The 12,573-nt window shown below is 58.7% G+C and carries 10 protein-coding genes; 2 read left to right on the top strand and 8 right to left on the bottom strand.

The annotated features are described in order from the left end of the window. Positions 1-156 precede the first annotated feature (156 nt). A complete protein-coding gene (locus ACVDG9_RS28045; RefSeq protein ID WP_447239598.1) occupies positions 157-1,128 on the top strand; it encodes an ATP-grasp domain-containing protein in 972 nt (323 codons plus the stop codon). A gap of 129 nt (positions 1,129-1,257) precedes the next feature. Further along, positions 1,258-1,929 carry an HAD family hydrolase gene (locus tag ACVDG9_RS28040; RefSeq protein WP_447239597.1) on the top strand — a complete coding sequence of 224 codons (672 nt, stop codon included), beginning with the start codon at positions 1,258-1,260 and terminating at the stop codon, positions 1,927-1,929. Positions 1,930-1,954: 25 nt separating this feature from the next. On the opposite strand, the gene ACVDG9_RS28035 is transcribed toward ACVDG9_RS28040, so the two are convergent. The 8 genes from ACVDG9_RS28035 to ACVDG9_RS28000 all read right to left on the bottom strand — a co-directional run bounded on the left by ACVDG9_RS28035 (position 1,955) and on the right by ACVDG9_RS28000 (position 12,306). Continuing rightward, positions 1,955-3,100 carry a glycosyltransferase gene (locus ACVDG9_RS28035; RefSeq protein ID WP_447239596.1) on the bottom strand — a complete coding sequence of 382 codons (1,146 nt, stop codon included), beginning with the start codon at positions 3,098-3,100 and terminating at the stop codon, positions 1,955-1,957. Between the two features lie 4 nt (positions 3,101-3,104). Continuing rightward, complete coding sequence (locus tag ACVDG9_RS28030; RefSeq protein WP_075283062.1) at positions 3,105-3,935, bottom strand: sulfotransferase family protein; 831 nt, start codon at positions 3,933-3,935, stop codon at positions 3,105-3,107. Beyond that, positions 3,928-5,121 (bottom strand): glycosyltransferase family 4 protein, encoded by a 1,194-nt coding sequence (locus ACVDG9_RS28025; protein WP_447239595.1) that lies wholly within the window; start codon positions 5,119-5,121, stop codon positions 3,928-3,930. The genes ACVDG9_RS28030 and ACVDG9_RS28025 overlap by 8 nt, the downstream gene beginning before the upstream one ends. A gap of 13 nt (positions 5,122-5,134) precedes the next feature. Then, on the bottom strand, positions 5,135-6,304 hold the full coding sequence (locus tag ACVDG9_RS28020; RefSeq protein ID WP_447239594.1) for a polysaccharide biosynthesis/export family protein: 1,170 nt from the start codon (positions 6,302-6,304) through the stop codon (positions 5,135-5,137). Between the two features lie 240 nt (positions 6,305-6,544). Next, positions 6,545-7,804: an O-antigen ligase family protein gene (locus tag ACVDG9_RS28015; protein WP_447239593.1), complete on the bottom strand. Its 1,260-nt coding sequence runs from the start codon at positions 7,802-7,804 to the stop codon at positions 6,545-6,547. Next, positions 7,801-9,138 (bottom strand): lipopolysaccharide biosynthesis protein, encoded by a 1,338-nt coding sequence (locus tag ACVDG9_RS28010; protein WP_022999565.1) that lies wholly within the window; start codon positions 9,136-9,138, stop codon positions 7,801-7,803. The genes ACVDG9_RS28015 and ACVDG9_RS28010 overlap by 4 nt, the downstream gene beginning before the upstream one ends. Continuing rightward, on the bottom strand, positions 9,138-10,544 hold the full coding sequence (locus ACVDG9_RS28005; protein ID WP_447239592.1) for a pectate lyase family protein: 1,407 nt from the start codon (positions 10,542-10,544) through the stop codon (positions 9,138-9,140). Before ACVDG9_RS28005 ends, ACVDG9_RS28010 begins: the two co-directional genes overlap by 1 nt. Continuing rightward, positions 10,534-12,306 carry a GumC family protein gene (locus ACVDG9_RS28000; protein WP_447239591.1) on the bottom strand — a complete coding sequence of 591 codons (1,773 nt, stop codon included), beginning with the start codon at positions 12,304-12,306 and terminating at the stop codon, positions 10,534-10,536. The genes ACVDG9_RS28005 and ACVDG9_RS28000 overlap by 11 nt, the downstream gene beginning before the upstream one ends. Positions 12,307-12,573 lie beyond the last annotated feature (267 nt).

Here is a 12,573-nt window from a genome sequence, read left to right as displayed (position 1 = left end):
CAACAATCAAAAAGATCACGCTGACTTCATTACGTTCGTGAAACTGAATTCACAAACTAGCCAAGGCTGGTTATATTCTCTCTGCGGTCGAAATTGCCGCGTATACTGAATTGATATTCCATTTGAATTGCCTCTCACATTTCCGGAGAATTTGTTGTGCCGGTCAAAAAATTACGATTGCTGCTTTGTTCTGCGGGACGCCGCGTTGGTTTGCTTCAATGTTTCCGATCTGCTGCCGACCATCTGGGAATCCAGCTGGAAATCCTCGCCTGTGACCTTGCTCCGGATTTAAGTGCAGCATGCGCAGCTGCGGATCGGGCGTTTGCCGTGCCGCGTTGCGACGACCCGAGTTATGCCAACGCCATTCTCGACATTGTGCGTGACAACCGGGTCGATCTGGTGGTTCCGACGATTGACACGGAGTTGATGGCGCTTGCCTGCGTGTCCGACGCGTTCACCCGGCTGGGAGCGCGGGTGCATGTGGCGTCGACTGAAGTCATCGAAATTGTGAGGGACAAGCGGCTGACGTCGGAGATGCTCGAGGCGGCAGGCGTGCCGGTGCCGAAATCGCTGGGACACGAGGCGTTGCTGTCCGATCCGGATGCACTCGGCTGGCCGGTGTTTGCCAAGCCGAGCGGCGGTAGCGCCAGCCGGGGACTGCAGGTCTTTCAGGCAATCGAAGAGCTGCCCGGCCGATTTGAGGAACCAATGGTCTTTCAGCAGTTTCTGCGTGGCCCGGAATACACGATCAACATGTTCGTCGATTCAGGCGGCAGCCTGCGAACGGTGGTTCCTCATCTGCGCATCCAGATCCGCGCTGGTGAAGTCGAGAAGGGAAGAACGGTTCGACGGGATGACTTCCGGCAAATCGCCGAGGGCGTGCACCGGGCCTTGCCGAGCCTGACCGGCGTCGCCTGTTTCCAGGTGATCGACGACCCGGAACTGGGACCGCGTGTCATTGAAATCAATGCAAGATTTGGGGGCGGGTATCCCTTGGCCGACCATGCGGGTGCGCGTTTTGCACAATGGCTTCTTGAGGAAGTGTCGGGCTTCCCGTGCAGCGCAAACGATGACTGGCGAGAAAATGTCAAAATGCTCCGATACGACAGCGCGATCTACGACGGCTGATCGTCTCAGGTTTGCCGGAGCCGAAATGGTCTTTTGTCAGGACCCGCACCTCGGCTCTGTCCTGGCAGTAGAAGCCCTGGCCGGTAGCGTTGTCCGGTCGACCCCACATTCGTTAACTGGCGGATTGCGATGATTGTTTTTGATCTGGACGATACGCTCTATCTGGAGCGGGAGTTTGCGTTCAGCGGCTATCGTTTTCTCGACGGTTGGGTAAAAGAACGCGAAGGCCTGGAAGGCTTTGGCAACGCCTGCAAGGTGTTGTTCGAGGAAGGCGAGCGGCGTCAGATCTTCAACCGCGCGCTTGAAAGGCTCGGGCACTGCGGCGACAGCCATTTGATCGCTGATCTTGTTGCGGCTTACCGTGGCCACCCGCCGCAGATTTCGCTGGCTCCGGATGCGGCGCGTTTTCTCGAGCGTCACCGCGGTCCGTTCGGCCTGATTACGGATGGACCGGCGGAAACTCAAAACGCCAAGATCGTTGCCCTTGGTCTTGACCGCTGGATTGAGAATATCCGCAAGACCGGAGACTGGCCTCAAGGATATGGCAAACCACATCCCCGCGCTTACGAGGAAATGGAAGGACTTGCGGCAGACGACGGGCCGATGGTCTACGTCGCCGACAATCCCGCCAAGGACTTCTTGACGCCAAAAGCGCGCGGCTGGATCACCGTTCAGATCCGGCGGGCGGGCGCCGTGCATCCGCCGCACGCGAAAGATGATGCACACGCGGCCCATGTCGAAATAACGTCGCTGGATGAACTCGACGGCGCGTTGATGGTCCAGCCGGTTTCGATGAAATAGCTAACTGCGGGCCGCAAGTGTGCCTTCAGGCTGGACCACGCTGCGACAGAACCTCCTGGTATTCACCGAGAATGTGCTTCACCTGGTAGTTCGCGACGATGCGCTGCCGAGCCTTTTTGCCGAGATCGGCAAGCTGATCGGGGGGCATTCGGGCAAATTCGGCCATCGCATCGCACAGCGCATCCGGATCGCCCGGTGAAACAACCTTGCCGGTATCCGCGACAACCAGTGCCGCGTCGCCGACATTGGTGGTGACCACCGGGCGGGCATGGCTCATGGCTTCGGCGACGACATTCGGGAACCCTTCCGTTCTGGACGACAGGACGAGAACATCTATCTGCGAATAGAAATCCCCCATGTCACGCAGCTCCCCAAGCAATTTCAGACGTGCCGGATCAAGCCCTGCTTCTTCAATCATGGCCAGAACTTCGCTGTTGCGGTCATCAAGACCGAAACCTGCGGCAACAAAGCGAGCATCGGGAAATTGTGCGGCCATTTGCGCTGCGGCCCGGAAGAAGTTCAAGTGGTCCTTTTGAGGATGAAAGCGCGCGGCTATACCGAACACACGGGCCTTGCGCGGCGTGGGGTCCGCCTGCTCGGGAACCACGACGCCGTTCGGGATGACCTTTCCGAACCGCGCGGCATAGCCATACTGTTCGTGCTGTTCTCTTGCCCGTGCCGAATTGTAAACGATGCCGGCAGCGCGAGACGATAGCATGCGTGCCCCTGCAACGGCGAGGCGCGTGCTTCGCGTCAAGCTGCGCGGATCGTCAAGTGCCTGGCGCACCGTCCAGAAGACGGGCGGCGCCCCGGCCAAGCGCGCCGACAAGGTGCCGACAACCATTGCATGATACATCCAGCACAGCACCGCTCGTGGGCGCTTCTCCCGCATCAGCCCTGTCAGTTTCATGATTGCACCCGGCATGTGCACCGCTCCGCGTGCATTGAGCGGATGATATTCCACGTCCGGCCGTCCGGCCAAACTCAGGTTGCGCTCTGAAACGCCGATCAGAGGGACCACGATTGCCGGTTCGGAAGTTGCCGCCAGGAGTCTTGCCAGCATCGTTTCCGCTCCGCCGCTGGCGGCGAAATTCGTAATCACATGCATGACCGGCGCCGCAGCGTCCGTTCCAACCTCCAGTCCAGCACCTTCGCTGCCAACGTAGTCCATCAGGTCACGCCTTTCGTGCGCCCTGCCAGACGTCGAGCGGTCTGCCAATCCGCTGTTCAAGTTCGCTGACTTCCGGAGCGAAGAAGTCCTGCAGCCTTTTTTCCAGATCGGGGCTCAACGGCGGGTATTCCTGTGGCCGGGCGACGGCATCGCGAAGCACCCTCATTGGCCTGGTATGCCGAACGCCGTCCAGAACGGGGCGAAACGGCTTCAGGACCTTGCGCAGGGGCAGTGGAACGATGGCGGCGTTCTTGTCTTTCACCTTGCTGTCCACCGGAGGAGCCAGCGGTGCCTCATGACCGATATGCGTGGCAAGGCGGGCGAGCTGATTTTCAGGCTGGCGCCGGATATCCTCGAACAGCAGCAGCAGGATCTGCTCCGGCGGGAACAGATCGTAGAACCGGCGAAGATGCAGGGCATAACGGCCGTCGTTGATGAAACGCTGGCCCGCGGCCTTCGCCGGGTCGAGATGATCCTCGATGTTTCGAGACACCTCCCCGCGTCGCAAGAGCATGCAATAATCGGAGTAGGCACGCGCCGACGGTTCCCGCATCTGAACGATCAGCCGGACATCGGGAAGGTCCCGCCGGATGCGCTCTGCCGCCTCGGGCTGCGTGAGATAGGTATTCGACTTCTCTCCGACGATTGCGTCCGGTTTACTGAAGTCGAATTGAGACAGGTACCAGTCCGCTCCACGGTGATACTCATCGGAAAAGTAATGCAGCTCCGGGCTGGGCATCGATATCGTCGGACTGCGTTCCAGAGATCTTTGCAGCCAGGTTGTTGCGGACTTGGCCGCGCCGAAAATCAGAAATCGTATGTTTGAGTCAAGCATATGCGGTACCTGCTACCTGGGTGCCTTCGACGAGCTGTTCGTAAAGGCGGGAAATTTCGGAAACATGGCGTTCGGCGCCATACTTGGCCGCGGCATCTGCCTGCGCCGCGTCGGCAATCCGGGTTTGCAACAATGGGTCACTGAGCAGTTTGCAAATAGGTTCGACAAAGCTCTCCGGATCGTCCGGCTCAACAAGGAACCCCGTCAGACCGTCCGAGATCGCTTCGATGTTGCCACCGTGCCGTGTCGCGACGACAGGCGTCCCCAGATACATGCTTTCGATCAGGGTCCGGCCGAATGGCTCGTTGACAGCCGGAACAAGCATGACATCGACACCGCTCATTGCCTCGAAAACCGGTGAGCGGAAGCCCATGAAATGAAAATTGTCGTTCAGTCCCAGGCTACTGACCAGCGCCTTGCAGGTTTCGTCCAGGCCCCGGGTTGCATCGACGGTATCGCCGAACAGCAGTCCGTGCACCTGACGCCCCGGCAAGGCGCGGCGAACCGCATCGACCACCCGAACAAAGCCGTCGGGACGTTTGCGTTTGATGATCGAGCCGAAATACCCGAGCAGCACCGCGTCCCTCGGCAGGCTGAGTTCGTCGCAAAGCTTGTCATGGGAATTTGTCCGATCCGGCCGTATGGCTGGAAAATCGAAAGGACTTCGGATCACGCTTGCACGGTCGCCAATCGGCCGGATCGGACGTGATGGCATGGCGTAATGTGAAACGCTCACGATATGGTCGGCGAGCAAGGGGGCCAGCATGTTCGCCCCTTTCGCAGCCGGATCCTGGCGATGATGCCAGAGGTGGCGGCAGCCAGACAGTTTGCTCGGCATGATCCAGTTGGCGTGCATGCGTCCTTCGTTCGTATGCACGATATCGGGATCGATCTTTTTCAGCGTTCGTCGCAAGGCCGGCAGTGTTCGCGTCAGATAGCCGAGCCCGCCTACGCGGCCGGGCAGAGGCAGGCCGGGCGACGACATCAGTGGCGTGTCCTCCAGCACCTCGTACTCGAGCCCCAGCTCCCGTGCCTTTTGGCCAATGGCACCAGGCTCGAAATGGACGAGGACACGCGCCTCGAAACGGTTCGGATCCAGGGCGGCGGCAAGGCTGAGCGCCGAAATGTGGCTGCCGCCCAGGACAGGTCCGCCTACGAACGGAAATAATACTCGAATGCGTCTCATCACTGCTCCGGACCTACTTGGACGCTGGTTCAGAAATCGTCAGGTTGATCGTCAGACTGTCGCCCGGACGCATGAAGGCATTCAGGTCGACGTCCAGGCTCTGCATCTCGCCGTTCTCGAGCCGCGATATCCTGTAGGAAGGTGTGACAATGCTGTCCTGGACGGTGGTATCAACCGAGTTCGCGGACAGCGTCTCGGCGTAGACCTTTCGGGCCAGCTCAAGACGGGATTCGACCTCGAAACGCTTTGATTTCACCTCCGTGAGTTCGGAGAGCTTTTCCCCGCGGGTCCTGTCGAACAGGGTCGCGGCGTCTCTCGATGCAAGATTGAGACGCTGCTGTGCGTCGAGACGGGCGACTTCGAGCTGCAGACGTTTCGCCTCCAGATCGTTGAGCGCCGTATTGGCAGAGGACACGCGGGTCGTCACGGCCAGCCCCTTGTCCTTCAGATGCTCCATCGATGCGAGATCCTTGCGGGCCAGTTCGATCTGGTTGTCACGCAGGACGATTTCTTCGGACAGTTGAGAGATTTTCTCGTTCAGCAGGACACGAAGATCCTTGAGGCTCTGGAGCTCGGCCTTGATCACCTTGATGTTGGCGGAAAGGATCTTCGACTGCACAGGGTCGGATGATTGCGACTCCACGGCGTCTGGCAATGTCTCCGCCGAATAGAGCTGCACTTCCTGCTCGAGCCTTTTCTCCTGCTGCAACAATTTGGATGCGCTTCCGCGAAGCTGATTGATCTCCCCCGTTATTCGGGTGAGCGAGGTCTGTTGTGTCCCCTCTTCGTTCGGCAGGCGATAATAGCCACCGGCAATTGCCAGGGCCTTCTCGACCGTCATGCCGGGGATGAAGTCGAATTGTCCGGGAGCCGTAACCGCTCCGCCCACGAACACCGGGGCATACCGGGATACTTCGACGGAGACCGCGGGTAATTCCGTCAAGCCGACGATGCGCTGCATGCGGCTGGCAATAGTATCCGCGACCTCGTCCAGGGTCTTGCCGACAACTTCCACGGCTCCCGCAATCGGGACATGAATTTTGCCGTCCGGTGCCATCTTGTAGGAACCGGCCACGCCATCCCAGTTGGCAAAGGTCTTGTTTCTGGCATCCCAGGCGCCAGCACGCAGTTCCAGTGTCTCACCGCCGGACAGCCTGTACTGTTCGGCCGAGAGACCCGACACAAGAAAAGTCGATAATGAAAGTACGGCAATTATAAACCGAATACTCAATGCGCGATCTCCCATCCTTTAACTTAAATAAACAAAATTATTATCAATATATCCAAGATTATCACGAAAATCGGAAAACAACGAAAAAGAAATTTTTCCCGAAAAAGCGTTCATGATTCTTTCGGGATGCTTTAGTTGCATCCGGTTTATTCGATGGTCTCGACGAACGTTGGTAAGGACCTTTTTCATGGGTCATCTGTGCTCCCGTTTCCGGTGCCGGCGAACCCGGTAACCCGACAGACAGATCGCCGCCGGAAGCAAAAGGGGAACGGACAGGAACCTGCCGTAAACGTGGGTCACTCCGTTGAGGGCAACCGCGAACATGAGCAGTATCGTGAACATCAGGACCCCGGACCAGCGCGTGTCGGGATTGCTGAATGACCGCCAGCCGACGAATGCCAGTGTAAGCAGCAAGCAGACGAAACCGAGCAGCGAAACGAGGCCGCCTTCGGAAAACAGCAACAGATAGGTATTGTGAACCGGCGCTCCGTACTGGCTGATCAACCGGTGCTGATCCACTCCGACCCCTAACCAGATCGACCGATCGATCAGGTAAATTGCCTCCTGGATGAGAAGCAGTCGCCCATCGAAGGTTCCCGCCTCGCTGGAATCGCCGGTCGTCAATGCGCCGTAGACCCGCTCCTGAAACACCTCGGGCAGGAAATACTGTCCGAACAGGAACAGGGCCGCCAGTGCAAGAGCTCCAATCCCGATGAAAGCCAGGATATGTTTGGCGGAGCCGTGGAAAAAAGAGATTCCAAATATCCCGACAACCGCGACGATGAACCCTGAATTCGATGCGGACAACAACAGGCCGTAGGCAACGGGTGCCACCAGTGCCAGGAACACGATGCCGGATATCTGGGAGATGAAGTAAAGCCACATCACGTAGACGATCCCTACTCCGGCCAGGAGACCGACCCCGTTTTCCCGCTCGATCAGTCCGGTCAGTCGGCCGTTTCTGGAAAAGAAACGCGCATCGTCCGGGCTGAACACCGAATAGAGCACTCCGTGCAACATTACGAACACAAGGGAAAACGCCATCACCTTGCAAAGGAACATCGTCTCCCGCGCAGGACGCCCCAGAAGCAGCAGCGGTATGCATACAAACGAAAAGACGTACTGGATGACGCCAACCGCACCCGTAAGCGGATCGCCGTTCAACAACGATCCGGCAATCAGGCCACTGCAAAGAAGCAATACCGAGAACAGCCAGAAAGAGGTCATGTCCGCGAACGGGCGAAGCGGCACGCGCCTGTTTGCAATCATCACGACGAAAGCGGCGCTGGCGACGAGATCGGACAGCGTGAAGAACACGATGTCGGTTCGAAGATATGTCATTGGCGACAGGAACACCGCGGCGATGACAAGCAGGCGTTCGATTTCCTGGCTTGTCGTGCACCGGACAGGGGAACCGCTGTGGGAAGAGATCGGTATCGCGCTTGGGGTCAAGCCGGCCTCCTCACGGTGGGCTGTCGGCGCGACCAGTAAAGGACAAACAAGGTGCCTGCCACGAGCGTGCCATTAAACAGAACATGAGCGACTGAAGCCCCGACCGGCCCCAGCATCCCGACCAGTGGGGCGAAACAGGCCAGGAACATGACGCTTCCGAGCAAGGTCACCCACAGAAGCTCGCGGTCGCGCCCCATGCTCAACATTGCCGGATTGAGCACCATGGTTGCCAGGAGAAGTATGACCGCCAGCAACTGGACGTTGACCATGTTGGCGGCTTCGTTGAAGCCCGCGCCGAACATGACCGACAAGACGTATGGCATCAGGAAAGCGGCAGGAACCAGTACGACCACGCAAAGGCCAGCGATTGCCAGCAGCACGCCATTGACGAGCTTGTAAAACCCGCGTTCCTCGCCGGAGCTCCATTTGCGGGCCAGTTCCGGAAAGATCGCCTGGTTCAGCGGCCGTCCCAGCTTGAGCGCGCTGTCGGCAACCCGGCGGGCAATATGGAAAAATCCGACGAATTTCTCGTCAACGAGAACCGACAGCAGGATTACGTCAAGACGCTGGACTGTCTGGCGGATGATGACATTGAAGTTCGAATTCCAGAGAAACCGCAGAATTCCGGGGTTCTCTTCGCGTATGCCCCTGATCGGCAGTTGCATGAACTTGCCGTAGCCACGCTGATGGACATATCGGAGCGAATAGACGAACGGCAGCAGACTGTTCGCCAGGCCTTCGATCACCGCAACGAGGACAAACCCCCAAAGGCCGTAGCCCATCAACCACACGCCGGCCGACAGCACCAGACGCATCAGCGCGATACCGACGTCGACCTTGGCAAGAACATCAAACCGGTCGAAAATTCTCAGGACCGCGACCGCGGTCGGCTTGAGGTTCAAGAGAAGCGCCAGGGAAAACAAAGCCAGATAAGCCGCACTGTCCTCCGGCCAGCCCATCATTCGGGCGGTCACCTGAGCTGCAAGGATCGAAACCCCGGCAGCCAGCGTGCTGCCTGCCAGGTTCACGTAAACCGAACCCTTCAGCAACCGCATGAACCTGTCGCCGTCATCATCTGACAGTGCGTCGACACCGTATTTGATCACGGCTTGCCAGGGCTCCAGCCGCAGCAGCCGGTCGACAATGCGAACATAAGCCTGGAAGATCGCAAACAGGCCGAGGCCTGCCGGACCAAGCGACTGGGCCATGATGGCGAGGGTCCCGATGCTGATCACCCCGCTGACCGCCTGGGACGAGAAGACCCATGAAAAATTGCGCATGAGCCGACCGGCGGTCTGGCTGTCTTCAGCAGAGAGGTTGATCAGGCGGGCCATCAGTCATCCAGCTCCCGGTCGCCGGCAAGCTCTGCCAGCCAAAGCTGAATGTAGGACTGGTCCGTTCCTGCAACGATCTGCCAGGGATCGTCCGGCTGGCCGGCATCAAGCCCCGTTGTTGACTGCTCCCAAGTGTCAGGAAACCCGTCGCCGTCACTGTCCACGACCCGTTCTTCCGGTTGGAGGTCCGGCCAACCGCCGACTTCGGATGGGGAATCGATCACCTTGCCTTTGCAATCGCGAACGGTTTCGACAAGTTGCTGGTCGAGCGAGTCCCGGTGTCCGCCCGATGGCAGGCGGTCGCCGACCCGTTCAAGCACAAGGTCGAGCACTTCGCTTGCCTTGACGCGCGGGACGGACAGTGTGCCGGTCACACCCTCGATGATCTCCGCTCCGGGATCGGCATCGACTTGCCGAAAGGGGCGGTCTTGGTCGCAGCGTCCACGGTCGATTGCGAGAATGTCATCGACCTGAACTTCAAGTCTGTACTGGTCGCTTGCCATGATTGCTTCAACTGCTGCGGGCCGTCTGTCGACGGTGCTCGGGCCGGTCAGCGCAACATTGCCGGCATAGACGATAAACGCGTTGCCGTAGTAGTTTCGAAACTCTCCGAATTGACTGATCGGATTGTAGAATACGCTGTTCACGACCTCGACCGGTCCGTCATCATGGCCGTATATATCGGGATTTCGGTCCCGATTGTGAGCGAACAGGTTTCGCCAGAGGCTCACGCGTCCGCAATCGAAATCCCGGCCGTCTCCAGAGCAGATCAAGGCCCCCTTGGAGTGGCGCCCTTTCGGGTGGTTGGCATGATCCAGAGCCCAGGCGGAAATGCTGTTGGCGACCGTAATGTCGCTGGACCGTTCGCGGGAAACGTGAATACCGAGGTTCTCGTCGGTCGAAAACATCAGGGACAGATGATCAAGATAAACGCGCGTCGCGTTTTCAAGCGTCACCGCATCGACCGACGACGAAGGTTGCTCGCTCGGTCCCGGGCGTACCTTGAGAAACCTGACGACGACATCGCTGGCATTCTTGATGATGACGGGTGTGGCGCGGGACTTGCCCAGTCTGATCTGGATTCCCTGCCCAGGTGCCGTCTGACCTGCGACGTAGAGGTTTGAGCGAAAAAAGAGGGGGGTGTCGAGCGTGATCGTTCCGCTCACCTGAAAGACGCAGATCCGAGGCATTTCGCCCTTTTCCACACAGGCTCGCAGAGAGCCGGCGCCAGCATCTGCCAGCGTTGTGACGGGGATGACCTCCCCTCCGGTCCAGCCAGTTGCAGATGCTCCGAACCCGACCGCCCCCGGAAAGGCTCGAGGCGCGGCCTCGGCCGCCAGCGATTGCGACATCAAGAGGCCGAAGGCGATAAGGACTGCAGCCTGTGTTGTGTTCCTAGCCATCATTCACCACGATCCCGACGTTTGAGGCGTTGTTCAGTTCGAGTTGCTGAGCGGCTTTCGAAAGGTCTTCGAAGCGTGTCTTCTTCATGCGCGCGACCAGCAGCACTGCCTGCGCGACACTGCCGAGGCGGCATGTCGCGTCGTCGCTCAGTACCGGTGGGCAATCGACCACAATTAACGAGTACTTGCGGCGCAGAACGCTGAGTGACGCTTCGACACTGGACATGTTGTTGAACCGCACTGGTACGGGCCCCGATGCAGGGGCGACTATCGACAGATGCGGATGGCCGGGCAGATGCCACGCGGCTGCATCGATCCGCAAAGGGTTGCTCAGAAGATCGAGAAATCCGTTCGCAGTGCGTTTGCGCGAGAGGGTCGAGATCAAATCCCTCGGCGAAGGATCAAGATCGACCAGCAGAACATCTTCACCTCCCGCGGCCGCATATGCGGCAAGTGCGAAACTGAGTGTACTCCGGCCCTCCCGGCTCCCCGGTGACGTGATCAGAACCATTGCACCGGTCCCATTCTCGGTCCTGTTGTCCGCCCTGGTGTTTGTCCGCACGGCGGTGTGCAGGGGTGCGATCTTGTGCAGCGCCCGCCGCAAGTTCCCGCTCCTGGTCGTCCATGCCATACGGTTTACGAATTTCCGTGAAAGGGGAGGCAATTGTCCCAGAACCGGTGCGCGGAACGCGGTTATCTGCTGCGGCCACCGCAGACGTCCGCGAAGGTTTTCCCGCAAGAGCGCCAGAAGGAAACCGAAAGTGAGCCCGCTGATCAGCGCGCCCACCATTTCGGTTTTGGGAGAAGGCGAAACAGGTCTGGTCGTTGGGATAGCGATGGACACTTGCCGCGCGACCGGGGTCAGTAGCGCTTCCTGCAATGCGAGTGCTTCAAGCTGATCGAACAGAAGATCATCCTGTCTTCGCATCGATTCCAGTCTCCGTTCGAAGCCTGTTTTCTCAACTTCGGCCGCCGAACGTGCGTCGAGTTTTGCCAGCGTCGCATCCAGGTCGGCCTTGAGTTCTGCAGACTCTTGCAAGGGTACTCCGCGTTCTTCTGCCAGCGCCAATTGCGCCTGCAGGCGGCGAAGATTGTTGGTCAGGGTTTCCGTCTCGGTCAGATCGTCGAGATTGTTGGTTCTGGTGAATTCCAGAAGATTGGCTTCCGCATCTTTCAACGTCTCTTGCAGCGCGGATTGGCGCGACAAGATCGACATCTTGGTTCGTTCGACATCGGCGCGCTGGATCTCAAGCGTGTAGTCGACATAGTTCCGGGCGACAGCATTCGCGATGTCTGCTGCCAATTGCGGGCTGGCGTCCGTGGCGAGGATGTCCAGGGCGAAGGTCGTGGGATGCCAGATGATCTGATAGCTCTCCAGAATGCGATCGACCGTGCTTTCCCTTCCGGACAAGGCGCTCTGACCTGTTCCGGAAATCTCATCAGGTACGACCTCCTCCGCTACGCGAGCGGCGAATTCCCGTGACTTCATGACTTCGATTTCGGTGGCCAGTTGAAGCATCGACAAGGTTCTGGCCCGCAACCGGGCACCGAATGGATCGAGACGCAGGACCGCGTCATCAAGCACCAGCGTGGCCTGCGCACTGTAAGTCGGCACAACGGTGGTGAGCCGGAACCACATCAGGGCGCCAGAAGCCAGTATGCACAGGACGATCAGAACCGCATTTCTGAAGATCAGCGTCAGAATCTGGATATTCTCTGGTCTGAACTCGGCAGCACCTTCGGCATGGCGATCACGTTTTGACACCTGATCAGCCACCTTGCCGGCGGTTTGAGAGCTGGTGTTGATCAAAAACAGGGATCGTCTCCTTCATTGTGTCGCGCGTGTGCGCCGAACCATGCGATCGCTTGAAATTGCGGAACACCAGATCAGAACTTGAGCGGCGCCGCGGCACTTGATGCAATTTTCAATAAGCTGCGCGTGAAACACTGGTGCGCAGCGAAATGTCGAAAAACTCCAGATAAAACAGCATGTCAGACACGGCTTGTTTTTGGTGGAACGTGTCGACTGAAA

The sequence above is a fragment of the Roseibium sp. RP-7 genome (assembly GCF_053005225.1).
The sequence above is the reverse complement of the archived record's forward strand: the minus strand, read 5'-3'. Positions and strand labels throughout refer to the sequence as shown.

Excerpts from the sequence above, each read along its gene's own strand:
- ACVDG9_RS28040 (WP_447239597.1), top strand. The coding sequence starts at position 1,258 with ATGATTGTTTTTGATCTGGACGATACGCTCTATCTGGAGCGGGAGTTT.
- ACVDG9_RS28035 (WP_447239596.1), bottom strand. The coding sequence starts at position 3,100 with ATGGACTACGTTGGCAGCGAAGGTGCTGGACTGGAGGTTGGAACGGAC.
- ACVDG9_RS28030 (WP_075283062.1), bottom strand. The coding sequence starts at position 3,935 with ATGCTTGACTCAAACATACGATTTCTGATTTTCGGCGCGGCCAAGTCC.
- ACVDG9_RS28025 (WP_447239595.1), bottom strand. The coding sequence starts at position 5,121 with ATGAGACGCATTCGAGTATTATTTCCGTTCGTAGGCGGACCTGTCCTG.
- ACVDG9_RS28010 (WP_022999565.1), bottom strand. The coding sequence starts at position 9,138 with ATGGCCCGCCTGATCAACCTCTCTGCTGAAGACAGCCAGACCGCCGGT.
- ACVDG9_RS28005 (WP_447239592.1), bottom strand. The coding sequence starts at position 10,544 with ATGATGGCTAGGAACACAACACAGGCTGCAGTCCTTATCGCCTTCGGC.